We start from the raw sequence: 22,444 nt of genomic DNA, 5'->3' as shown, positions 1-22,444 counted from the left end.
CAGCCGCTGCGCCTCGAGCAGCTTGTTCTGCTTCTCCAGCGTGGCAAGGCGTTCGGCCAGCTCCTCCTCGATGGTGCGGATGGCGTGCTCCATCCGCTCCGGGCCGGTGACGTAGTGCGTGGCCGGGGAGATCCGCACGTTGTCGACCTGGCGGATGATGTCGCCGGTCAGCGGGTGCAGGTAGTACAGCGCCTCCACCTCGTCACCGAAGAACTCGATCCGCACGGCGAGTTCCTCGTAGGCCGGGATGATCTCGACGGTGTCGCCGCGCACCCGGAACGTGCCCCGGGTGAACGACAGGTCGTTGCGGGTGTACTGGGTGTCGACCAGCGCGCGGAGCAGCACGTCGCGCTCGACGGTCTGGCCCACGGCCAGCCCGATCGTGCGGTCCAGGTACTCCTGCGGGCTGCCCAGGCCGTAGATGCAGGACACCGAGGCGACCACGACCACGTCCCGCCGGGACAGCAGGCTCATGGTGGCCGAGTGCCGCAGCCGCTCGACGTCCTCGTTGACCGAGGAGTCCTTCTCGATGTAGGTGTCGGTCTGCGGGACGTAGGCCTCGGGCTGGTAGTAGTCGTAGTAGCTGACGAAGTACTCGACCGCGTTGTCCGGGAAGAACTCCCGCAGCTCGTTGGCCAGCTGCGCGGCCAGCGTCTTGTTCGGCGCCATGACCAGGGTCGGCCGCTGCACCCGCTCGATCAGCCAGGCCGTGGTGGCCGACTTGCCGGTTCCGGTCGCGCCCAGCAGCACCACGTCGCGCTCCCCCGCGCGCAGCCGCCGCTCCAGCTCGTCGATCGCCGCCGGCTGGTCACCCGCGGGCTGGAACGGGCTGGCCATCCGGAACCGCCCGTCGGCCCGGGGGATGTCACCGATGGGTCGCATCGCGGAGTGTGCTGTCGGAATCGCCACGGCAACGAGGCTACGCGCGGCCACCGACAATCTCAGGGCACCAGCAGCGCGTGCACCAGGGCGCCGGTGGTGAACCCGGGTTCGGCCAGCGCGAGCCGGATGCCGCGCAGCGCGTCCGCGCAGGGCCGGCGGGCTTCGGCGCGACCGGTTCCGGTGGCGGTCAACGGGTTCCACGCGCGCCCCGGGTCTCGTCCTGGGCCTGGTCCTCGACGGCGTCGAGCAGGTGCGCGACCCGGCCGAACAGCCGGCCCACCTCGCGCAGCGGCTCGACGTTGCCGGGCCGCCCGGCGAGCACCGCGATGTGCGCGCAGACCGCCTCGGTCGGCCGCGGCCTCCAACTCGCCCTGCCGGCCCAGCGTCGCGAGCAGCCCGGCCGGGTCGAACCCCAGGTCGCGGCCAGTGCCGCCGACGCCCCGGCCAGCGCCCGAGGGCGGTCGCCGTCGGTGACGTGGTCGGCCACCGTGGCCGAGGCGAGCAGCAGCGAGGCGGTGGCGGCCAGCTTCGCGCCGGGACCGGTGCCGACCCGGGCGGTGCGCCAGGCACAGCCCGCACAGGTGAGACAGCCACGTCGCATGGAGCCCTGGCGGCAACCGGTGCCGGCAGGGCTGGATGATCCCCAGCACCTGGGCGAGGTCAGCCGGGTCTGTGCCAGTCTCGGCGTGTGAACGTGGCTGTCCATCCGCCGAAGGTCGAGGTCTTCGACATCGAGGCGATGACGAACACCGATCCCAAGGGCCGGGTCCGGCGGGTCGACGAGTACCGGCTGGCCGACTTCGGCCTGTTCATGGCGCGGCCGGTGGCGGGGCATCCGGAGCTCGCCTACTTCCAGTCCTGGCTGCTGCCCCGGCTCGGGCTGCGGGTGAACAAGTGGGACATGCATCCGGGAGCGCCGGTCTACCAGGACTTCTACATCGACGTGGTGGACATCGAGACCGGGCCGGTGTGGCGCACCACCGACCTCTACCTGGACATCGTGGTGCACACCGGGCGGGACCAGAGGCTGCTGGACACCGACGAGACGCTGGCGGCGCTGCAGGCCGGACTGATCGACCAGGCGTCGGCCGAGCGCGCGTTCGACCGCGCCTACCAGGCCATCGACGGGATCGCCGCGGCCGGCCGGAACGTGGACGCCTGGCTCGCCGGGGAGGGCCTGCCGGTCACCTGGCGACACTAGTCAAGACCGTGTGCCGGATCGGTATCCAACCGCGTACGAGACGTGACATAACAAATGTGGGGCCTTCCGTAACGGCTCGCATGCCGGCGACTACCCTCTGGACCTGTGGGAACGGCGATCACTCCGCAACTGGTTGACATAGTCGACACAGTTACAGCGGTCCGTAGCTACTCGTCGGGCACGGCCCGGCAGCTGCGGACCTGCCAGGAGGAACGCTGGGGGCTGCGCACCGAGAGCCCCACCCCCGAGGACCCGTCCTACGACTCCGAGGTCACCTGGCTGATCCCGGACGCCAACCTGCGGCTCACCCACCGCCGGCCGCGCTCCCGGCACGCCCGCGGCGCGCCGAGCGAGCTGACCGCGGTGCGGGTGTCCCACGACGGACGCTACTGGCGGACCACCGACCTGCTGCTCGGCCTGGCCGCGCCCGGCGGGTCGAGCGCGCGCATCATCCGGTCGGAGGAGTTCGCCGCCGCCGTGGCCGGTCGGGTGCTGTTGGTGGGGGACGCCGACCTTGCCCTGCGTACGGTGCACAAGACCCTCGAGGAGCTCAGCCGCCAGCGGCACGACGTGAGCGCGTGGTTGGCGCACAAACACATCTTCGAGGTCTGGCCGCCCTTCTGATCCCGGCTCAACCGATCGGTTGATGCCAGGTCTGTCCGGCCGTCCGATTCGCCGCGGCCGCCGCCCCGACAGCCTTGTGGCATGGCGGTTATCGAAGTCAACGAGCTGGTCAAGAGCTACGACGGGCACCCGGCGGTCGACGGGGTGTCGTTCACGGTGGAGCCGGGCGAGATCTTCGGCATCCTGGGACCGAACGGGGCCGGCAAGACCACGACGGTGGAGTGCGTCGAGGGCCTGCGCCGGCCGGACAGCGGCACGATCCGGGTGCTGGGCCGGGAGCCCGGGGATCCCGAGCTGCGGCACCGGATGGGGGCGCAGCTACAGGAGAGCGAGCTACCCGACAAGATCACCGTGCGCGAGGCGCTGGAGCTGTACGCCTCCTTCTACCGCGAGCCCGCCGACTGGCGCGGCCTGCTGGACACGCTCGGGTTGCGGGACAAGGCGAACGTCCAGTACCGCCGGCTGTCCGGCGGCCAGAAGCAGCGGCTGTCGATCGCGCTGTCCCTGATCGGCTCGCCCGAGGTGGCCGTGCTGGACGAGCTGACCACCGGCCTGGACCCCCAGGCGCGCCGCGACGTCTGGGAGCTGATCGAGGGCATCCGGGAGCGGGGCGTCACGATTCTTCTGGTCACCCACTTCATGGAGGAGGCCGAGCGACTCTGCGACCGGCTGGCCCTGATCGACTCCGGCAGGGTCGTCGCGCTCAACACCCCGGCCGGCATCGTGTCCACAGTGGACAACGAGCAGCGGATCCGGTTCCGGCCGTCCGGGCCGCTGGACGACGTGCTGCTCACCGCGCTGCCCGAGGTGAGCGGGGTGAGCCGGTCCGGCAAGCAGATCGTGGTGACCGGCACCGGAAACCTGCTGCACGCGGTCACGTCCCTGCTGGCCCGCAACCAGATCATCGCCGCCGACCTGCGGGTCGAACAGACCACCCTGGACGACGCCTTCGTCGCGCTCACCGGCCGCACGCTCGATTCCACCAAGGAGAACCGATGAACCCGCTGACCCGACTCACCTTCACCGAGACCAGGCTGTACTTTCGCGAGCCGATCAGCGTGTTCTTCACCATCGTCTTTCCGCCGATCCTGTTGGTCATCCTCGGCTCGGTGCCGGCGTTCCGGCAGCCGAGCCAGGACTACGGCGGCCTGCGGGTGATCGACCTGTACGCGCCGATCGTCATCGCGATGGTCATCGTCATGTTCGCGCTCAACGGGTTGCCACAGATGCTCGCGACCTACCGGGAGAAGGGCATCCTGCGCCGGATGGCCACCACCCCGGTTCGCCCGCTGGTGCTGCTCACCGCGGCGCTGCTGATGTGCACGGCGCTGTCGGTGCTGGCCACGACCGTGGTGCTGGCCATCGGCCGGATCGTCTTCGCCGTTCCGCTGCCCGGTCAGATCGTCGGTTACGCCCTGGTGTTCGTGCTGTGCGCGGTCGCCTCGCTGTCCATCGGGCTCCTGATCGCGGCGCTCGCGCCGAGCGGCAAGGCCGCGGGGGCGATCGGCTCCATCCTGTTCTTCCCGGTGATGTTCTTCGCCGGGCTGTGGGTGCCCCGCGCCCTGATGCCGGAGGCCCTGGTCCGGATCAGCGACCTCACCCCGCTCGGAGCCGGCGTGCAATCATTGCAGGACACCGCGAGCGGGTCGTGGCCGCAGCCGTTGCACATCGCCGTGATGCTCGGGTGGACGGTCGCCGCGGGCCTGCTCGCGGCCCGGTTCTTCCGCTGGGAGGCGGCCAGGTGACCAACGCGCAGCTCGAGGAGGAGCCGTGGGAGCGGCGGGAGGCCGTCGTCATGCGGTTCATCCCGCTGGTGCTGCTGATCATCCCGACCGCGATCACGATCGTGATGCCGAGCTGGTCCACGGCGGAACAGGGCGGCACGCTCGCCGTCGCCGCCGCGACGGCCGCCTGGGTGCTCGCGCTGGACACCTTCAACCCGAGCTGGCAGCTCGACCACCGGCGGTTGTCCACCATCTACTACGTCGGCCTGCTGGTGCTGACCGCGGTTCTGATCTTCCGGGCACCCTGGTACGGCATCTTCGTCTTCGCCGGCTACTTCCGGGCATTCGACTGCCTGGTCGGCATCTGGCGGTTCGTCGGCGTCGGTGCGAACGCGCTGCTGCTGGCGGTGTCACAGCTCGGCGGGATCGACGGGCTCAGGTTCGCCGGGCCGGGACCGTTCCTGGTGCTCGCCTTCGTGAACATCACGATGGCGGCGGCGTTCAACTACTTCGGCTGGCGGACCGTGGAGCGAGACCGCAAACGCAAGCAGGCGCTGACCGAGCTGGCCGCCGCGCTCGAGGAGAACGCCGGGCTGCACGCGCAGCTGCTCACCCAGGCGCACGAGGCCGGCATGCTCGACGAGCGACAGCGCATGGCCCGGGAGATCCACGACACCCTGGCCCAGGGACTGACCGGGATCATCACCCAGCTCGAGGCGGCCGAGACGCATCCGCCGAACTGGCGCCGCCATGCGGATACCGCCATGGCGCTGGCCCGGGAAAGCCTGTCCGAGGCCCGGCGTTCGGTGCTCGCGGTGCGGCCGGAGGCGCTGGAGAACGCCCGGTTGCCGGAGGCGATCGCCGATGTGGTGCGGCGCTGGTCGGAGATCAACGGGGTGCCGGTCGAGGTGACCACGACCGGCCCCGCCCGGCCCATGCACCCCGACGTGGAGGTGACGCTGCTGCGCACCGCCCAGGAGGCGCTGGCCAACGTCGCCAAGCATGCGGGCGCGTCCAGAGTGGGGCTCACACTGTCCTATATGGAGGATCTGGTGACGCTCGATGTCCGGGACGACGGCACGGGATTCGTGCCAGGCAACAACTCCGGCTCCGGTTTCGGCCTGACCGCGATGCGCCAGCGGGTGGACGCGCTGCGCGGCAGCATGGTGATCGAGTCCGAGCCGGACACCGGCACCGCGGTGTCGGTCAGCCTCCCGGCGGGAGGCTGACGTGCCGATCACGCTGCTGATCGTCGATGATCACCCGGTGGTCCGGGACGGGCTGCGCGGCATCTTCACCGGCGGGGACCGGTTCGAGGTGATCGGCGAGGCGGCCGACGGCGCCGAGGCCATCGCACTGGCCGAGGCGCGCCGGCCGGACGTGGTGCTGATGGACCTGCGGATGCCGGTGATGGACGGGGTGAGCGCGATCGCCGAGTTGGCCCGGCGCGGGGTGCCGTCCCGGGTGCTGGTGCTGACCACCTACGACACCGACAGCGATGTGCTGCCGGCGATCGAGGCCGGCGCGACCGGCTACCTGCTCAAGGACGCGCCCCGGGAGGAGTTGTTCCGGGCGGTCGAGGCGGCGGCCCGGGGCCAGGCGGTGCTCTCCCCCGCGGTGGCCACCCGGCTGATGGGCCAGATGCGGGCGCCCGCCTCGGACGGGTTGTCCCAGCGGGAGTTGGAGGTGCTCGGCCTGATCGCGCGCGGGTCCACCAACCGCGAGGCCGCGGCCACGCTGTTCATCAGCGAGGCGACCGTGAAGACGCACCTGCTGCACGTGTACGCGAAGCTGGGCGTCAAGGACCGCGCGGCAGCGGTGGCGGTGGCGTTCGAGCGGGGTCTGCTCAGCCCGCGCCGCTGAGGGTGGCGTCCAGGATTCGGGCCCACTGCTGGAGGATTCGCTTGCGGCGCTTGCTGTCGTCGGTGAGCAGGTTCGCCAGTCCCAGGCCGCGCGCCATGTCCAGGGTCCCCTGCACCACCTCGCGGACCCCGGGCACGGACTCGTCCACGCCGAGCAGTTCCAGGGCCACCCGGTGGGTTTCCCGGCCGACATGGGCTTCCAGCGGCAACACCCGGGCGCGGAGCTGTTCGTCGGAGGTGGCCGCCAGCCACAGTTGCAGGGCCGCGCGGAACAGGGGTCCGGTGTACATCCGGTCGATCAGGTCGATCACGGCCTGGACCCGGCCGGGGCCGGTGGGCAGTTCGGCCAGGTGTTCGCGTAACCGGGCGGTGCGCTCCTCGGACACGAACTCCACCGCCGCGGTGACCAGATCCTCCCGGGTCGGGAAGTGGTGCTGGGCCGCGCCCCGGGACACCCCGGCGCGCTCGGCGACCACGGAAACCGTGCTGCCCGACCAACCGTGCTCGGCCAGGCATTCGATGGCGGCCTCCAGCAGCCGCCTGCGGGTCGCCCGGCTGCGATCCTGCTGCGGCTGCCGGATGGCCCCGGTGTCAGGGGCAGCACTCATGTCAGTACGACTTGGGCAGGCCGAGCGAGTGCTGGGCCACGAAGTTGAGGATCATCTCCCGGCTCACCAGCGCGATCCGGTTCGCGCGCGCGGAGGCGACCAGCGCGCCCAGGCCGTACTCCGCCGTCATCCCGTTGCCGCCGTGCGTCTGCACCGCCGCGTCCACCGCCTTCACACACGCCTCGGCGGCCGCGTACTTGGCCATGTTGGCCGACTCACCGGCCGCCAGGTCCTGGCCGGAGTCGTAGAGCCAGGCCGCCTTCTGCATCATCACCTTGGCCAGCTCCAGCTCGATCTTGGCCACCGCAAGGGGATGCTGCACGGCCTGGTGGGCGCCGATCGGCGATTTCCACACCTGCCGGGTGTTCGCGTAGGCGACAGCCTTGTCCAGCGCGTAGCGGCCCATGCCGATGGCGAACGCGGCGGCCATGATCCGCTCCGGGTTCAGCCCGGCGAACAGCTGCAGCAGCGCGGCGTCCTCGGAGCCGACCAGGGCGTCGGCCGGCAGCCGGACATCGTCGAGGAACAGCATGAACTGCTTGTCCGGCGAGATGATGTCCATCTCGATCGGGGTGAACTCGAACCCGGCGGTGTTGGTCGGCACGATCCACAGCGCCGGCTTGAGCTTGCCGGTCCTCGCGTCCTCGGTGCGGCCGACCACGAGCACCGCGTCCGCCTCGTCGACGCCGGAGATGAACACCTTGCGCCCGTTGAGAACCCACTCCTCGCCGTCCCGCCGGCCGGTGGTGGTCAGCTTGTGGGCGTTGGAGCCGGCGTCCGGCTCGGTGATCGCGAACGCCATCCGGACCGAACCGTCGGCGAACCGGGGCAGCCAGTGGTTCTTCTGGTCGTCGGTGCCGAACCGGGCGATGATCGTCGCGCAGATCGCCGGCGAGACCACCATGAGCAACAGCCCGCAGCCGGTGGCCGCCAACTCCTCCATGACCGCCGCCAGGTCACCGATGCCGCCACCCCCGCCGCCGTACTCCTCCGGCACGTTCACCCCGAGGTAGCCGAGCTTGCCGAACTCCTCCCACAGCTCCGTGGTCTTGCCGCCGGAGCGGGCCTTACGCGACATGTACTCGGCGCCGTACCGCCCGGCCACCTCGGCGACGGCCGCGCGCAGCGCCTGCCGCTCCTCGGACTCCACGAAACTCATGACGACTCCTTCACTACCGCCAGTACCCGACCCATCTCGACCTGCTGTCCCACCGTCACCGCAAGCTCGTCGACCACGCCGTCGGCCGGCGCGTTGATCCGGTGCTCCATCTTCATCGCCTCCAGCCACAGCAGCGGCTGGCCCTCGGAGACCTCGTCTCCCACCGACACCGCGACCCGCACCACCGTTCCCGGCATCGGGGCCAGCAGCGACCCGGCCGCCACCTGCGCGGCCGGGTCACCGAACCGGGCCAGGGGTTCCAGCGTGACCGGGCCGAGCGGCGAGTCCACGCACACCAGACCGGGATACCGGGCCACGTCGAAGGTTCGGCGCACGCCGCCGACGAGCAGTACCACCCGCTCGGGAGTCGCGTCGACCAGACGCAGGTCCTCGTGCCCGGCCACCACGACACCGGACCGGGTGTGCTGGTAGCGCACCTCGTGCTCGTCCGGGCCGCACCGGTACCGCTTCACCTGCGGCGCGGAGGAGACATTGCGCCAGCCGGACGGGATCCGGCCGAGCACGGTGGCCGCGGCCCGGTTGGCGGCCGCGTCGGCGATCGCCGCGGCGACCAGGGAGACCGCGACGGAGTCCTTGTCCGCCAACGGTTCGGCCAGCGTGGCCAGGCCGTGCCGGTCGAAGAACGCGGTGTCGGTGTCGCCGGCCAGGAACGCCGGATGGCGCAGCACCCGCACCAGCAGCGCCCGGTTGGTGACCAGTCCGTGGATCCGGGCCCTGGCCAGCGTGCCGGCCAGGGCGCGGGCCGCCGCGTCCCGGGTCGGCGCCCAGGCGATCACCTTGGCCAGCATCGGGTCGTAGTGCACGCCCACCACGGAACCGGACCGCACCCCGGAGTCGAGCCGCACTCCCGGCCCGACCGGGTTGGCCAGTTCGGCGGCAATCCCGGGCACCTCGAACCGGTGCAGCACTCCGCTCTGCGGCCGCCAGTCCGCCGCCGGATCCTCGGCGTAGAGCCGGACCTCGATGGCGTGGCCGGTCGCGGGCGGCGGCGCTGCCGGCAGCGGCGTGCCGTCGGCGACCGAAAGCTGCAGCGCCACCAGGTCCAGCCCGGTCACGCACTCGGTCACCGGATGCTCCACCTGCAGCCGGGTGTTCATCTCCAGGAAGAAGAACCGGCCGTCCTCGCCGGCCAGGAACTCCACGGTGCCGGCCCCGACGTAGCCGATCGCCCGGGCCGCCGCGCGGGCCGCGTCGAACAACCGCTCGCGCATGCCCGATATCCGCTCCACCAACACCGACGGCGTCTCCTCGACGACCTTCTGGTGCCGTCGCTGGATCGAACACTCCCGCTCCCCCACCGCCCACACCGTGCCGTGCGCGTCGGCGAGGATCTGCACCTCGATGTGCCGCCCGGTTTCCAGGTAGGGCTCGCAGAACACGGTCGCGTCGCCGAATGCCGAACCGGCCTCGGAGCGGGCCGCCGCCAGCGCGCCGGGCAGCTCGGCCAGCGTGCGCACCACCCGCATGCCCCGGCCGCCACCGCCGGCGGATGCCTTGACCAGCAAGGGAAGGTCCGCCTCGGTGACCGCGTCCGGGTCCAGTTCGGACAGCACCGGAACCCCAGCCTCGGCCATCAACCGCTTCGACTCGATCTTGGAGCCCATCGAGGCGATCGCCGCCACCGGCGGCCCGACCCAGGTCAGGCCGGCGTCGATGACCGCCTGGGCGAAACCGGCGTTCTCGGACAGGAACCCGTACCCGGGGTGGACCGCGTCGGCGCCGCAGGCCACCGCGGCGGCGACCAGCGCGTCGGCCCGCAGGTAGGTCTCGCCCGGCGCGTTGCCCGGCAGCCGCACCGCCGCGTCGGACTCGGCCACGTGCGGCGCGCCGGCGTCCGCGTCGGAGTACACCGCGACCGTGCCGATGCCGAGTTCGGCGCAGGTGCGGAACACCCGCCGGGCGATCTCCCCGCGGTTGGCCACCAGAACGTTGGTAATCACGGCGCTCACATCCTGAAGACACCGAAGCGATCGGTGCCTTCGACCGGGTTGTTGTGGATCACCGAAAGGGACATGCCGAGCACGGTCCGGGTGTCGCGCGGGTCGATGATGCCGTCGTCGTAGAGCATCCCGGACAGGAACATGGGCAGCGACTCCGCCTCGATCTGGCCCTCGACCATGGCCCGCATCGCGGCGTCGTGCTCCTCGCTGTACTCCTGGCCCCGGCTGGCAGCCGCCTGCCGGGCCACGATGGACAGCACGCCGGCAAGCTGCTGCGGGCCCATCACCGCGGACTTGGCGCTGGGCCAGACGAACAGGAACCGGGGATCGTAGGCCCGCCCGCACATCCCGTAGTTGCCGGCGCCGTAGGAGGCGCCCATCAGGATCGAGATGTGCGGCACCCGCGAGTTGGCCACCGCGTTGATCATCATCGCCCCGTGCTTGATGATCCCGCCCTGCTCGTAGTCCTTGCCCACCATGTAGCCGGTGGTGTTGTGCAGGAACAGCAGCGGGGTGTCGATCTGGTTGGCCAGCTGGATGAACTGGGCCGCCTTCTGCGACTCCGCGCTGAACAGCACGCCCTGCGCGTTGGCCAGGATGCCGACCGGGTAGCCGTGCACCCGGGCCCACCCGGTGACCAGGCTGGTGCCGTAGAGCGGTTTGAACTCGTCGAAGGCCGAGCCGTCCACCACCCGGGCGATCACGTCCCGGGGGTCGAACGGGCTCTTCAGGTCGGACGGCACGATGCCGAGCAGGTCCTCGGCGTCGTAGGCGGGCTCGGCGTACCCGGTCGCGGGGGCCGGGCCGTGCTTGCGCCAGTTGAGCCGGCCGACGATCTGCCGGCCGAGCCGGATGGCGTCCAGTTCGTCGACGGCCAGATAGTCGGCCAGGCCGGAGATCCGGGCGTGCATCTCGGCCCCGCCGAGCGACTCGTCGTCGGACTCCTCGCCGGTGGCCATCTTCACCAGCGGCGGACCACCCAGGAACACCTTGGCCCGCTGCTTGACCATCACCACGTAGTCGGACATGCCCGGCAGGTACGCGCCGCCGGCCGTGGAGTTGCCGAACACCAGCGCGACGGTCGGCACCTTCGCCGCCGAGGACCGGGTCAGGTCGCGGAAGATCCGGCCGCCCGGAATGAAGATCTCCTTCTGGGTGGGCAGATCGGCGCCGCCGGACTCGACCAGATGGATCGCCGGCAGCCGGTTCTGCGCCGCGATGTCGGCGGCCCGGTAACCCTTCTTGGCCGACCACGGGTTGCTGGCGCCGCCCTTCACGGTCGGGTCGCTGGCGCTGACCATGCATTCCACGCCGGAGACCACGCCGATGCCGGTGACCACGCTGGCACCGACCGTGTAGTTGCTACCCCAGGCGGCCAGCGGGGACAGTTCGAGGAACGGCGAGTCCTCGTCCAGCAGCAACTCGACCCGTTCCCGGGCGAGCAGCTTGCCGCGCTTGCGGTGCCGCTCGACGTACTTCTCCCCGCCGCCGGCGATCGCCTTGGCGTGCTCGGCCTCGATCTCGGCGAGCTTGGCCAGCATCGCCTCCCGGTTGGCCTGATGCTCGGCCGACCGGACATCCACAGTGGACCTCATCATTTGTCGTATCCCAACAGCCGGGCGGCGAGGTCGGTCAGCACCTCGGTGGCGCCGCCGCCGATGCCGAGGATGCGGGCGTCCCGGTAGTGACGCTCCACTTCGGACTCACGCATGTAACCCATCCCACCGAACAGTTGCACGGCCTGGTCCACCACCCAGTCGCAGGCGGCGACGGCCGAGTTCTTGGCCAGGCACGCCTCGGCCACCGGTTGTTCACCCGCCGCCTGCCGCAGGATCACCTCGCGGGCATAGGTCCGGGCCAGTTCCACCCGGGTGCGCATCTCCACCAGCCGGTGCCGCACCACCTGCCGGGTGATCAGCGGCCGGCCGAAGGTTGCCCGGTTCCGGGCATGCTCGACGGTCAGGTCCAGCGCCCGCTGGGCGACCGCGTAGGCGTGCGTGGCCAGACCGAGTCGTTCCGTCACGAACTGCCGCATGATCTGGACGAAACCCTCGTTCTCCGCGCCGACGAGGTTGCCGGCCGGAACCCGGGCGTCCACGAAGGACAGTTCGGCGGTGTCGGAGCACAGCCAGCCCATCTTGTCCAGCTTGCGGCTGACCGTGAACCCGGGGGTGCCGCGCTCGATCACCAGCAGGCTGATCCCGCCGTGGCCCTGGCCGCCGGTGCGCACCGCGGTGGTGACGTAGTCGGCCCGCACTCCGGAGGTGATGAACGTCTTGGCGCCGTTGACGATGAAGTGGTCGCCGTCCCGGACCGCCCTGGTGCGCAACGAGGCCACGTCCGAGCCGCCGTCCGGTTCGGTCACGCCGAGCGAGCCGATCAGCTCGCCGGCCAGGGTCGGCCGCACGAACCGGTCGATCAGGTCCGGGTTCCCGGCGGAGATCATGTGCGGGACCGCGATGCCGTGCGTGAACAGCCCGGCCAGCAGCCCCGACGAGGCGCCTGCGGCGAGGAACGCCTCGGTCACCACGGTCGAGTCGACGATGTCGCCGCCGCCCCCGCCGACCTCCTCCGGCGCGCCGATGCCGAGCAGGCCGACGTCCGCGGCTCGCCTGTGCAGTTCGCGCGGTATCTCCCCGGCCCGCTCCCAGCCGGCCAGGTACGGCAGGACCTCCCGGGTCACGAACGCCTGGCAGGTCTCCCGCAGCGCGCGCCGTTCCGGGGTGTCGAAGGGACTCACAGCAACACCTCCGGAATGTCCAGCTGCCGCGACCGCAGCCACTCCCCCAGCGCCTTGGCCTGCGGGTCGAACCGGGTGGACGCGGCCACACCCTCGCCGAGCAGTCCGTGCAGGACGAAGTTCAGCGCCAGCAGGTTGGGCAGCACGTGCCGCTCGATGTCCAGGTCCTTGGCCTCCGGCAACAGTTCGCGCAGCCGTTCGACGGTCAGCTCGTGCGCGAGCCAGGCGTAGGCCGCCTCCTCCCGGGCCCAGACCCCGAGGTTGGCGTCGCCGCCCTTGTCGCCGGACCGCGCGCCGGCGACCGCGCCGAGCGGGCACCGCCGGGTCGGCCCACCGGGTGTCTCGCCGGTCGACCATTCGACGGTCCAGTCCGGCTCGGCGAACGCGACCGGCGCCGCGATCACCCGGCGCTCGCCGTCCGGCAGCACGGCGACCTGCTCGACCGCGGTCTGCGGCACGAACTCCGGACGGTAGACGCCGACCGGGGTGCCGTCGGCCGGCGGCGCGGTCAGGGTGAACCCCGGGTAGGACGACAGCGCCAGCTCCACCCCGGCCCGGGAGAACGCCTTGGCGCGCGCCGGATCCGGGGTCTTGATGGTCGCGTGCAGCAGGGCGCTGGCGGCTTCCTCCGTGTCGGCGTCCGGGTGGTCGGTGCGGGCCAGCGTCCAGCTGATCCCCTCGGCGCCGACCGCCTGCTCGAGCTGTCGCCGGACCAGCGCCGCCTTGTCCTCGATGTCCAGTCCACACAGGACGAACGTGCTGCTGTTGCGGAACCCGGCCAGCGTGTTGAGGCAGACCTTCAGGTGCGGCGGCGGCGCCGTGCCGCGCACCCCGCTGATCCGCACCCGGTCGGGACCGTCGTCGGTGAGCGTGATCGTCTCGAACCGGGCGGTCACGTCCGGGCCGAGGTAGGCCGGCCCGCCGATCTCGTAGAGCAGTTGCGCGGTCACGGTTTCCCGGGTGACCGCGCCGCCTGTTCCGGGGTGCTTGGTGATCACCGAAGAGCCGTCCGGATGGATCTCGGCGATCGGGAAGCCGGGGTGCCGCAGGTCGGCCAGCTCGCCGAAGAAGGCGAAGTTCCCGCCGGTGGCCTGCGCGCCGCACTCGATCACGTGCCCGGCCACCACGGCGCCGGCCAGCGCGTCGTGATCGTCCCGGGCCCAGCCGAAGTGCGCCGCGGCCGGGCCGACCACCAGCGCCGCGTCGGTGACCCGGCCGGTGACCACGATGTCGGCGCCGGCGGTCAGGCACTCCGCGATGCCCCAGGCGCCGAGGTAGGCGTTGGCGGTCAGCGCGCCGGTGAACCCGAGCTCGTCCGCCCTGGCGATCAGGTCGTCCCCCTCGACGTGCGCGATCGCGGCGCGCAGCCCGAGCCGGTCGGCCAACTCGCGCAGCGCGCCGGCCAGGCCCGCCGGGTTGAGCCCGCCGGCGTTGGCCACGATCTTCACGCCGCGGTCCAGCGCCAGGCCCAGGTTCTCCTCCATCTGCCGCAGGAAGGTCCGGGCGTAGCCCCGGCTCGGGTCCTTCATCCGGTCCCGGCCGAGGATCAGCATGGTCAGCTCGGCCAGGTAGTCACCGGTGAGCACGTCCAGCGGGCCACCGGTGAGCATCTCGTGCACCGCCGAGAGCCGGTCGCCGTAGAAGCCGGAGGCATTTCCTATGCGCAGCGGTGTCATACCCGTTCTCCGGGCTTGCGCCCGTCACCCGGCGAGCCGGCGAAGGCCTGCGCGATGTCGAGCCAGGCGTCGGCATCCGCCCCGACGGCCGCAAGGGCGGTGTCGTCGCGATGGACCCGCTGGGCGACCAGCAGGCAGAAGTCCAGGGCCGGGCCGCTCACCCGCTGTCCGGCGTCCGGCGGCCCCCAGGTCCACACCTCGCCGTCCGGCGCGGTGAGCTCGACCCGGAACGGTTCGGCCGGCGGGGTCAGGTTCCGCACCCCGTAGGCGAAGTCCCGGGTGCGCACGCCGAGATGGGCCACGTGCCGCAGCCGCGCGGTGGGCTCGCGGCGCACCCGGAGCGCGTCGGCCACGTCGGTGGTGTGCGCCCAGGTCTCCATCAGCCGGGCGGTGACCATCGAGGGGGCGGTCATCGGCGGCCCGTACCAGGGCACCCGGGTGCCCGGCGGCACCGCGGCGAGCGCCGCCTCGAGCCGGTCCCGGCCGGTCCGCCAGCGCTCCAGCAACTCGGCCGGCGGGGTGCGGGCGCCCTCGCCGGCGGCCTCGTCCACCCAGCGGCCGGTCTCCGGGTGCTCGGCCAGCGCCTGCAGCGTCTCCCGCTGGAACGCCTCGGCGTCGGTCACCGCGAGCAGCGCCCGGTCGTCGGTCCAGGCCAGGTGTGCCACCTGGTGCGCGATCGTCCACCCGGCGGCGGGGGTCGGCCGGGCCCAGTCGGCCGCCGGCAGGTCGCGTACCAGCACGTCCAGCTCGTCGCCCTCGGCCCGCAGGTCGCCGAGCAGCGCGGTCAGATCCACCATGGGGACACCGTGGCACGGCGAGGGCACCCATTTCAAGCATGCATGCTTGTTTTTTTCTTCGTCCGGGCCGCGTGCAGCTCACGCAGTGCCTCGGTGGCCGTGCGCAGCACCTCGGCCGGGACGCCGGCGAACAGGTCCTCGTGGGCGGCCGCGACGGCCCGGACCGCCTCCTCGGCCCGGGTGATCCCGGCGGCGGTCAGCCGGATCAGCGTGCTGCGCCCGTCGTCCGGGTCCGGCTCACGCTCCACCAGGCCGCCGGCCACCAGATGGTTGATCACGTTGCTGGTGCCGCCGGAGGACAGCAGCAGCGACCGGCTCAGCTCGTTGGGTTTCATCCGGTGCGGCGCGCCGGACCGGCGCAGGGTGGCGAGCACGTCGAACTCGGCGGCGGTCAGGCCGAACGCCGTCAGCTCGCGTCTGGTGGCGGCCCCGAGCTCGCCGGACAGCACCATGAGCCGCTTGCTGAGCTCGGAGCTCGGGCCGAGCACGTCGGGCAGTTCGGTCTCCCAGGCGCTGATCAGGGCCTCGACCGGGTCAGGTGGCGCGGGCATCGTCGCATCGTAGTTGACACACTTGATAGCTTTCAGAAAAGCTTTCTTCAAGGAGGATCTCATGCGCATGCTGCTCCGCGGCGGCGACGTCATCGACACCGAGCCGGAACCGGTCGTGCACCGCGGCGCCGACGTCCTGATCGAGGACGGCCGGATCGCCGCGGTCGGTCCGGGCCTGGGTTCCGACGGCGCACAGGTCATCGACGCCACCGACCGGATCGTGCTGCCCGGCTTCGTCGACACCCACCGGCACCTGTGGCAGACCCCGCTGCGCGGCCTGACCGTCGGGTCCGACCTGCGCGCCTACCTCGAGCTGGTGATCGGCCGGATCGGACCGCGCTACCGCCCCGAGGACCTGCGGATCGCCACCCTGGCCGGCGCGCTGGAGTGCCTGGACGCCGGCGTCACCACCGTGCAGGACTTCAGCCACATCCAGTACACGCCGGAGCACACCGAGGCCACGCTGGACGCGCTGGCCGAGTCCGGCATCCGGGCCGTCTACGGCCACGGCTACCCGGTCTTCGAGCTGGACCGGCGCAGCCCGGAGGACGTGCGCCGGGTCCGCGCCCGGCACTTCGCCGGCGCGGACGGCGTGCTCACCATGGCGCTCGCCCCGGTCGGGCCGTCGTTCTCGCCGATCGAGCTGGCCGAGCAGGACTGGCGGCTGGCCGACGAGCTGGACCTGCCCATCGCGGTGCACGTGGCCAGCGGACCGGTCGCCGTCCGGCCGATCGCCGAGCTGCACCGGCGTGGCCTGCTCCGCCCCAACACGCTGTACGTGCACGGTAACTCGCTGCCCGACGAGGAGTTGGCGCTGATCGCCGACTCCGGGGCCGCGGTGTCGATCACCCCGACCACCGAGGAGCTGATGAGCGTCGGGCCGCCGGTCGTCGACCGGCTGCGCGCGGCCGGGATCACCACCGGCATCGGCGTGGACGTGGTCACCACGGTGGCCGGCGACATGTTCTCGGTGATGCGGGCGACCCAGCTGACCAGCGCCCCGAACGGCCGGCCCCGGGTCAGCGCCGCCGAGGTGCTGCGGATGGCCACCCTGGACGGCGCGCGGGCGCTCGGCCTCGGCGACCGGACCGGCTCCCTGCGTCCCGGCAAGGCGGCCGACCTGGTGCTGCTGCGCACCGACACGATCAACATGGCCGGCGCGCACGACCCGGTCGCCGCCGTGGTCACCGCCGCCCACCCGGGCAACGTGGACACCGTGCTGGTCGGCGGAAACATCGTCAAACGTGACGGCCGGCTGGTGCACCCGAACCTGCCCGGCGTGCTCGACGGTGTGCGGCGGGCCGCCGGACACCTGGTCACCGGATGACCGGCACCGGCGTCGCGTCCGCGTCGAGCAGCACCCGGTTGCCCAGCGGCGCGGCCAGCCGGACCACGTGCGTCTCGTAGCGCATCATCGCGTCCCGGACGCAGTCGCCGGCCGGCGCCGGCGGGTCGGTCCGCGTGGTGACCGAGACCGTGGTGAGCGTCTCGGTCACCACGAGTTCGGACCGGACCTCCGGCTGGCCCGGACACGGCGGACCCGGCGCGGGCAGCGGCACGGTCAGGGTGCCGTCCAGCTGCAGCCGGGCCTCGCCCGGGACCATCCCCGGGGTCGGATCGTGGACCCAGAACGCGTCGTCGGGCAGTGCCGGCCAGGCGATCGGGCCGAGCGCGCCGGCCGGGTGGAACAGCCAGGCGGGTAGGGCGATCCGACCCCGGTCGGTGAAGAACTCGGCGGTGCCCAGCTCCACCTGCAGAATCGGCAGCGGGGTGGTGGGCTGGGGCGGCGTCGGGCCGGTAGCGAGCAGCTTGGCCAACGCCGCCTCGACCGGCAGGGTGCGGAACTCCGCCGGGCCGTCCGGGAGCTGGGCGGTGACCGTCGGGGGTGTGGCCGGCAACGTGGCCGGTGGCGCGTAGTTCCCGGCCAGCGCGGCTTCCTTGGCCGCATCGGTGGTGAACCCGGCAACGTCCGGTAGTGGCAGGGTCAGCACGATCGGGCGGGGCCGGCGGTCCACCGGGAACGTCGCCCAGTCGCCCGGACCGGCGGACGGCGCCGCCGGGCTGGTCACCTGCGTGGTCACCGGCGGCTCGGCCCGCGGTGGCCGGCCACAGGCCGCCACCGCCAGCAGGACCAGAACCACCCCGGCAACTCCGCGCATACCCCCTGGACGGAACGACCGGCCGAAGCGTTGCCTACCAGGCGCCGCCGGGGTCGGGACCGGCCAGCGGGTTACGGGCCCGGCCGAACCGGACGTCGAACTCGTCGTCCCGCTCCACCTTGTCGAAACCCTTGCCGGCCAGGTGCTCCCGGTTCAGGCAGACCCGCTCGACGTCGGCGGCGAAGAGCTGGCAGGCGTCGAACCGGGTGGCCACCTCCGGATGGTCGGCTCGGTAGCCGCGCACGATCTCCCGCACCAGCTCCCACAGCCGGGCCCGGGCGAAGTCCAGGTCGTCGAGCAGGACCTCGGCCAGGAAGCGCAGCTGGCCGGCGAACACGGAGGAGAACAGCGACTGCGCCAGCAGCTGCGGCGGCCAGCGCAGCATGTGTGCCCGAGCCTCCCGCGCCAGCCCCGCGTACGCCGGCAGCTCCTCGTCGAGCAGGTCGACGCCCTGGGCGAAGTCCTTGATCGCCACCCGGAGCGGCCGGCCCCGCTCGTCGGTGATCAGGATCAGGTTCTGGCCGTGCGGGCAGAACCCGACCCCGTAGGTCAGCAGCCAGTGCAGCAGCGGGGTCAGGGTCAGGTCCAGCAGCCGGTGCAGCCAGTCCCGCGGTTCGGCTCCGGACTCCCGGATCAGCCCGGTGACCACCGCCGCGCCGGCCGGGTCGCGGTAGGGCAGCGCGGCGAAGGACAGCGCCCGCTCCCCCGGCGCGAGCCGGGTCCTGACCGGTTCGCGCCACAGCGCGCCGAGCGTCTCGTGGAACCGGTACGGCAGCTCCTCGATGTGGCCGAACAGCGGGTGCCGCACCGACACGCTGGCCACCTCGCCGAGCAGGTCGAACCGGTAGGAGCGGAGCAGCGGGTCGGCGGCGTCGACCGACCGCAGCCAGGTGGTCACCGCCGGCGCGGCCAGCGTCGCCGCCGAGTCGAGCCCCCGGTACACCAGCGTGTTCCGCACCGACACCGCGGTCTTCACGTCCAGCCGGGTGGGATGGGCGGCGTTGGCCAGGGTCCGAACCGTCTGATGTGGACGGTAGTGGTCGGCGCTCTCGCCGACCCGCACCACGGCGCCGGTCGCCAGCTCGGCGGCGTAGAGCGTGCCCACGATCTCGTCGGCCTGCCAGGGATGCACCGGCATCAGCAGGTAGTCGGCCGGGCGGTCCAGCCGGGCCCGGAAGGCGGCCAGCAGCTCCGGTCCCAGCTCGCCGGTCAGCAGCCGCTCCTCGTCGAGCGTGGCCACGCACCGGAACGACGCCAGGTCGCGATGCACGGCCAACCAGGGCAGGGCGAACGTCACGCCGGCCTCCGGCGCGTAGCGGGCCCGGTCGGCCGCCGAGAAGCCCATCCGGCCCTTGTTGAGCACCAGCCGGGGATGCCCGGTCAGGTGCCCGTCCGCCCGGTCGTAGTCCATCGTGGACAGTTCGGCCGCGGTGGGCGCCCGGCTCAACCGGGCCGCCTCGTTGGCCACGGTCGCGGTCAGCTCGCTGAGCACGTCGGCCAGCCGCAGCCCGGTCAGGCCGAGCTCCACCCGGGCGTCCACCACCAGCGTGCGCGGGTCCTCCACCGCCGTGCCGTTGCGGGTGGCGCTGCCCGGCTCGACCACCCAGCACTCGAACGCGCCCCGGCGGGCCCGGAACCGGTAGCGCACCCCACCGGCCAGGTCCAGCCGCCAGCCCCCGTCGCCGTCCGGCGCCGGACCGAGCAGGCCCTCGTAGCTCAGCTCACCCAGCATCTTGTGCGTCACCAGCGAACCGGCCGCACGCCATGGCTGCGTCACGTCTGCCCTCCCAACCCGAACGTGGTGAACGCGGTGCGCGCCGGCAGCGGGTACACCGGTTGGCCGCACACCTCGTTCAGGATCGTCGCCGACCGCCACGCGGCCAAGCCCAGATCCGGGGCGCCCACACCGTGCGTGTGCCGCTCGGCGTTCTGCACGAACAGCGATCCGGTCACCTCCGGGCCGAGCCGCACCCGGTAGTCGGTGCCGATCGCCAACCGGCCCGCCGAGTCCCGGCACAGCAGATGTTCCAGCGGGGCAAGCAAAGCACGCAGATCACGCTCGACGTAGCCGGTGGCGCACACAACCGCGTCGGTCAGCACGGTCGCGGTCGTGCCCTGGTGCACGTGTCGCAGGGTCAGCTCGATGCGGCCGTCCCGTTCCCGTGCCCCGGTCACCGCCACGCCGGGCGTGAGGGTCACGCCGGGCCAGCCGCCGCCCACGGTCCGCTGGTAGAGCTCGTCCTGGATCTCGGCGATCGTCTCGGCACTGATTCCCTTGTAGAGCTGCCACTGTGCCGGTTCGATCCGGTCCCGCACGGCCTGGTCCAGACCGTGGAAGAACCGGACGTAGTCCGGCGTGAACTGCTCGAGGCCGAGCTTGGAGTACTCCATCGGGGCGAACGCGGGCGTCCGGGCCAGCCACCGCAGGCCGCTGGTCGCCCGCCGCCGCAACAGATCCAGGAACACCTCGGCGCCGGACTGCCCGGACCCGAGCACGGTGACGTCCGCCGCGGCCAGCAGGTCCGGGCGGGCCGGCAGGTAGTCACTCGAGTGCACCACGCCGGGCAGCGACCGCAGCGCGGCCGGGACAGCCGGCGCGGTCCCCACCCCCAACACCACGTTGCGGGCCAGCACCCGGCCCGCCGGGCGCACCTCGAGCGCGAACGCGTTGTCCGCTGTGGACCATTCGACCGCGGTCACCTCGTGGCCGAACCGGCAGTCCGGCAGCCGTCCGCTGGCCCAGCGGCAGTAGTCGTCGTACTCGGCCCTGGGCAGGTGGAACCGCTCGGCGAAGTAGAACGGGAACAACCGGCCGCGGTCCTTGAGGTAGCTCAGGAACGACAGCGGGCTGGCCGGCTCGACCAGGGACACCAGGTCGGCCAGGAACGGCACCTGCACGGTGGTTCCCTCGATCATCAGCCCGGGATGCCAGCGGAACTCCGGCGTCCGTTCGAAGAACGCCGCCCGCAGGCCGTCGAGCGGAGCGGCGAGCGCCGCCAGGGACAGGTTGAACGGGCCGATGCCGACACCGGCGAGGTCGAGCACGGTCACCGGATCGCCAGCGGCCGATCCAGGTCGGCGACGACGGCGTCCAGTTCCTCGTGTGCCCGGGCCGCGACGATGTCCAGCAGCGGCAAGTAGTCGCGGGCGTCGGCGTTGGGATGCAGCAGGGTGAGCTTGAACCACAACCGGCTGGTGCCGTCGTCTCCGTCCGAAGTGGACGGACCGAGAGCGGCCCGGCCCAGTACCGCGACACCGTCCTCGAGCAGTCGCCTGCGCACCCGGGCCACCAGGGTGTCGCCCGCCTCGGGTCCCAGTTCGCCGGCCAGTTCGTCGGCCAGCAGTGGCCGGAACAGCACCGTCGACAGCCGCGGCCGGCCCCAGAGCCGCAGCGCCGGGTGGTCGTCCACGGCGGTGGCGACCTCGGCCGCGGTGCGGCAGCAGTGTTCGATCAGCGCCCCGATCCCGGACCGGCCCAGCGCCCGCAGCGTGACAGCGATCTTGAAGGCGTCCACCCGGCGCGAGGTGCGCAGCGACCGGCCGAGCAGATCCGGCACTCCGGCCTCGGTGTCGTCGCCCGGGTTGAGGTACTCGGCCCGAACGTCCAGCGCGGTCAACGACTTCGTGTCGCGCACGGCGAGCAGTCCGGCGGCGATCGGCTGCCAGCCGAACTTGTGCAGATCCATCGAGATGGTGTCGGCAAGCTCCACCCCGTCCAGCAACGGGCGCAGCGTGTCGCTGCACAGCGCGGCGCCGCCGTAGGCCGCGTCCACGTGCAGGAAGGCGTTGGCGGCGCGAGTCACCTCGGCGATCTCCGGCAGCGGGTCGATCAGCCCGGCGTCGGTGGTGCCGGCGGTGGCCACCACGATCGCGGGCGTCTCGGACACCCCGGCGAGTGCCTCGGCCAGCGCGTCCGGCCGCATCCGGCCACCGTGGCAGGGCACCACGACCGGGCTCGGCAGGCCGAGCAGCCAGGCCGCGCGCGCCACGCTGTGGTGGCTGTTGGCCCCGCACACCGGACGTACCGCCGAGTAACCCTGGTCCGCCGCCGTCTGCCGGGCCAGCAGCAGGCCGAGCAGGTTGGACTCGGTGCCGCCGCTGGTCACCACCGCGTCCGGGGCGGGGGCGGACGGAAAGCACAGCCGGGCGAACTCGCCGGTCAGCTCCCGCTCCAGTTCGCTGGCCATCGGACCCTGGTCCCAGGAGTCCATCGACGGGTTGAGCACGCTGGCCACCAGGTCGGCGGCGGCGGCCACGGCCAGCGGTGGGCCGTGCAGGTGCGCCGCGCACCACGGGTGGCTCGGGTCCACCGAGCCGGCGGCCAGCAGCCGGGTCAGCTCGCGCAGCGCGGCCGGCGCGCCGATTCCGTTGTCCGGCAACAGGTCGATGCCGTGTGCGGCCAGCATGGCGGCCACCGCGGCCGGCCCGCCGGCCGGTGCCGGACCGGCCCGGTCGACCGCCCCGTCGGCCAGCGCCTCGGCCGCGACCTCGACGAGCTCG

22 protein-coding genes are annotated in these 22,444 nt (G+C 72.3%); 7 read left to right on the top strand and 15 right to left on the bottom strand.

Features of this window, described 5'->3' with window-relative positions:
* The 3 genes from VFO68_RS30450 to VFO68_RS30440 all read right to left on the bottom strand — a co-directional run.
* Positions 1-882 (bottom strand): DEAD/DEAH box helicase family protein (locus VFO68_RS30450; RefSeq protein WP_325161858.1); only part of this gene is annotated, 882 nt, incomplete at its 3' end.
* Positions 883-941: 59 nt separating this feature from the next.
* Positions 942-1,073, bottom strand: coding sequence for a hypothetical protein (locus VFO68_RS30445; protein ID WP_325161856.1), 132 nt, complete (start codon positions 1,071-1,073; stop codon positions 942-944).
* Positions 1,070-1,483 (bottom strand): hypothetical protein, encoded by a 414-nt coding sequence (locus VFO68_RS30440; RefSeq protein ID WP_325161855.1) that lies wholly within the window; start codon positions 1,481-1,483, stop codon positions 1,070-1,072. The genes VFO68_RS30445 and VFO68_RS30440 overlap by 4 nt, the downstream gene beginning before the upstream one ends.
* Before the next feature lie 87 nt (positions 1,484-1,570).
* On the opposite strand from VFO68_RS30440, the gene VFO68_RS30435 reads away from it, so the two are divergent.
* The 6 genes from VFO68_RS30435 (at position 1,571) to VFO68_RS30410 (ending at position 6,294) form a co-directional block, all read left to right on the top strand.
* Entirely contained in the window at positions 1,571-2,083 is a 513-nt protein-coding gene (locus VFO68_RS30435) for a DUF402 domain-containing protein (protein WP_325161854.1), read from the top strand.
* A 105-nt stretch (positions 2,084-2,188) separates the two neighbouring features.
* Positions 2,189-2,707, top strand: a complete 519-nt coding sequence (locus VFO68_RS30430; RefSeq protein ID WP_325161853.1) for a hypothetical protein — start codon at positions 2,189-2,191, stop codon at positions 2,705-2,707.
* Between the two features lie 81 nt (positions 2,708-2,788).
* Positions 2,789-3,706 carry an ABC transporter ATP-binding protein gene (locus VFO68_RS30425; RefSeq protein WP_325161852.1) on the top strand — a complete coding sequence of 306 codons (918 nt, stop codon included), beginning with the start codon at positions 2,789-2,791 and terminating at the stop codon, positions 3,704-3,706.
* A complete protein-coding gene (locus tag VFO68_RS30420) occupies positions 3,703-4,452 on the top strand; it encodes an ABC transporter permease (RefSeq protein ID WP_325161851.1) in 750 nt (249 codons plus the stop codon). The genes VFO68_RS30425 and VFO68_RS30420 overlap by 4 nt, the downstream gene beginning before the upstream one ends.
* Complete coding sequence (locus tag VFO68_RS30415) at positions 4,449-5,660, top strand: sensor histidine kinase (RefSeq protein WP_325161850.1); 1,212 nt, start codon at positions 4,449-4,451, stop codon at positions 5,658-5,660. Before VFO68_RS30420 ends, VFO68_RS30415 begins: the two co-directional genes overlap by 4 nt.
* Position 5,661: 1 nt before the next feature.
* Positions 5,662-6,294: a response regulator transcription factor gene (locus VFO68_RS30410; protein ID WP_325161849.1), complete on the top strand. Its 633-nt coding sequence runs from the start codon at positions 5,662-5,664 to the stop codon at positions 6,292-6,294.
* Here VFO68_RS30410 and VFO68_RS30405 read toward each other — a convergent pair.
* From VFO68_RS30405 to VFO68_RS30370, 8 genes are read right to left on the bottom strand one after another with little or no spacing between them, the layout of a single operon-like run.
* The gene (locus VFO68_RS30405) at positions 6,278-6,901 is read right to left on the bottom strand and encodes a TetR/AcrR family transcriptional regulator (protein WP_325161848.1); all 624 of its coding nucleotides are present in this window, start codon (positions 6,899-6,901) and stop codon (positions 6,278-6,280) included. The genes VFO68_RS30410 and VFO68_RS30405 overlap by 17 nt on opposite strands.
* 1 nt (position 6,902) lies before the next feature.
* Positions 6,903-8,060, bottom strand: coding sequence for an acyl-CoA dehydrogenase (locus VFO68_RS30400; protein ID WP_325161847.1), 1,158 nt, complete (start codon positions 8,058-8,060; stop codon positions 6,903-6,905).
* The gene (locus tag VFO68_RS30395) at positions 8,057-10,021 is read right to left on the bottom strand and encodes an acetyl/propionyl/methylcrotonyl-CoA carboxylase subunit alpha (RefSeq protein ID WP_325161846.1); all 1,965 of its coding nucleotides are present in this window, start codon (positions 10,019-10,021) and stop codon (positions 8,057-8,059) included. The genes VFO68_RS30400 and VFO68_RS30395 overlap by 4 nt, the downstream gene beginning before the upstream one ends.
* A 5-nt stretch (positions 10,022-10,026) precedes the next feature.
* Complete coding sequence (locus VFO68_RS30390) at positions 10,027-11,619, bottom strand: acyl-CoA carboxylase subunit beta (RefSeq protein WP_325161845.1); 1,593 nt, start codon at positions 11,617-11,619, stop codon at positions 10,027-10,029.
* The gene (locus VFO68_RS30385; RefSeq protein ID WP_325161844.1) at positions 11,616-12,761 is read right to left on the bottom strand and encodes an acyl-CoA dehydrogenase family protein; all 1,146 of its coding nucleotides are present in this window, start codon (positions 12,759-12,761) and stop codon (positions 11,616-11,618) included. The genes VFO68_RS30390 and VFO68_RS30385 overlap by 4 nt, the downstream gene beginning before the upstream one ends.
* On the bottom strand, positions 12,758-14,437 hold the full coding sequence (locus VFO68_RS30380) for an acyclic terpene utilization AtuA family protein (RefSeq protein ID WP_325161843.1): 1,680 nt from the start codon (positions 14,435-14,437) through the stop codon (positions 12,758-12,760). The genes VFO68_RS30385 and VFO68_RS30380 overlap by 4 nt, the downstream gene beginning before the upstream one ends.
* The gene (locus tag VFO68_RS30375) at positions 14,434-15,234 is read right to left on the bottom strand and encodes a TIGR03084 family metal-binding protein (RefSeq protein ID WP_325161842.1); all 801 of its coding nucleotides are present in this window, start codon (positions 15,232-15,234) and stop codon (positions 14,434-14,436) included. The genes VFO68_RS30380 and VFO68_RS30375 overlap by 4 nt, the downstream gene beginning before the upstream one ends.
* 32 nt (positions 15,235-15,266) lie before the next feature.
* The gene (locus VFO68_RS30370; RefSeq protein ID WP_325161841.1) at positions 15,267-15,785 is read right to left on the bottom strand and encodes a MarR family winged helix-turn-helix transcriptional regulator; all 519 of its coding nucleotides are present in this window, start codon (positions 15,783-15,785) and stop codon (positions 15,267-15,269) included.
* A 61-nt stretch (positions 15,786-15,846) separates the two neighbouring features.
* Between VFO68_RS30370 and VFO68_RS30365 the strand changes: the two genes are divergently transcribed.
* On the top strand, positions 15,847-17,112 hold the full coding sequence (locus VFO68_RS30365; protein WP_325161840.1) for an amidohydrolase family protein: 1,266 nt from the start codon (positions 15,847-15,849) through the stop codon (positions 17,110-17,112).
* Here VFO68_RS30365 and VFO68_RS30360 read toward each other — a convergent pair.
* The 4 genes from VFO68_RS30360 to VFO68_RS30345 form a co-directional block, all read right to left on the bottom strand.
* Positions 17,102-17,926, bottom strand: coding sequence for a hypothetical protein (locus VFO68_RS30360; RefSeq protein WP_325161839.1), 825 nt, complete (start codon positions 17,924-17,926; stop codon positions 17,102-17,104). The genes VFO68_RS30365 and VFO68_RS30360 overlap by 11 nt on opposite strands.
* 52 nt (positions 17,927-17,978) lie before the next feature.
* Entirely contained in the window at positions 17,979-19,676 is a 1,698-nt protein-coding gene (locus VFO68_RS30355) for an IucA/IucC family protein (RefSeq protein WP_325161857.1), read from the bottom strand.
* Positions 19,677-19,717: 41 nt separating this feature from the next.
* Positions 19,718-20,995 carry a lysine N(6)-hydroxylase/L-ornithine N(5)-oxygenase family protein gene (locus VFO68_RS30350; RefSeq protein WP_325161838.1) on the bottom strand — a complete coding sequence of 426 codons (1,278 nt, stop codon included), beginning with the start codon at positions 20,993-20,995 and terminating at the stop codon, positions 19,718-19,720.
* The coding region (locus VFO68_RS30345) for a pyridoxal phosphate-dependent decarboxylase family protein (protein ID WP_325161837.1) at positions 20,992-22,444 on the bottom strand (1,453 nt) is incomplete at its 5' end. The genes VFO68_RS30345 and VFO68_RS30350, both read right to left, overlap by 4 nt.

The organism is Actinophytocola sp., assembly GCF_035712165.1.
Taxonomy (GTDB): Bacteria; Actinomycetota; Actinomycetes; order Mycobacteriales; family Pseudonocardiaceae; genus DASYTH01.
This window is presented reverse-complemented; position numbering and strand designations above follow the sequence as displayed.

Coding starts and splice junctions, on each gene's coding strand:
- VFO68_RS30405 (WP_325161848.1), bottom strand. CDS start 6,901: ATGAGTGCTGCCCCTGACACCGGGGCCATCCGGCAGCCGCAGCAGGAT.
- VFO68_RS30440 (WP_325161855.1), bottom strand. CDS start 1,483: ATGCGACGTGGCTGTCTCACCTGTGCGGGCTGTGCCTGGCGCACCGCC.
- VFO68_RS30375 (WP_325161842.1), bottom strand. CDS start 15,234: ATGGTGGATCTGACCGCGCTGCTCGGCGACCTGCGGGCCGAGGGCGAC.
- VFO68_RS30365 (WP_325161840.1), top strand. CDS start 15,847: ATGCGCATGCTGCTCCGCGGCGGCGACGTCATCGACACCGAGCCGGAA.
- VFO68_RS30355 (WP_325161857.1), bottom strand. CDS start 19,676: ATGCTGGGTGAGCTGAGCTACGAGGGCCTGCTCGGTCCGGCGCCGGAC.
- VFO68_RS30370 (WP_325161841.1), bottom strand. CDS start 15,785: ATGCCCGCGCCACCTGACCCGGTCGAGGCCCTGATCAGCGCCTGGGAG.
- VFO68_RS30390 (WP_325161845.1), bottom strand. CDS start 11,619: ATGATGAGGTCCACTGTGGATGTCCGGTCGGCCGAGCATCAGGCCAAC.
- VFO68_RS30420 (WP_325161851.1), top strand. CDS start 3,703: ATGAACCCGCTGACCCGACTCACCTTCACCGAGACCAGGCTGTACTTT.
- VFO68_RS30380 (WP_325161843.1), bottom strand. CDS start 14,437: ATGACACCGCTGCGCATAGGAAATGCCTCCGGCTTCTACGGCGACCGG.
- VFO68_RS30425 (WP_325161852.1), top strand. CDS start 2,789: ATGGCGGTTATCGAAGTCAACGAGCTGGTCAAGAGCTACGACGGGCAC.
- VFO68_RS30400 (WP_325161847.1), bottom strand. CDS start 8,060: ATGAGTTTCGTGGAGTCCGAGGAGCGGCAGGCGCTGCGCGCGGCCGTC.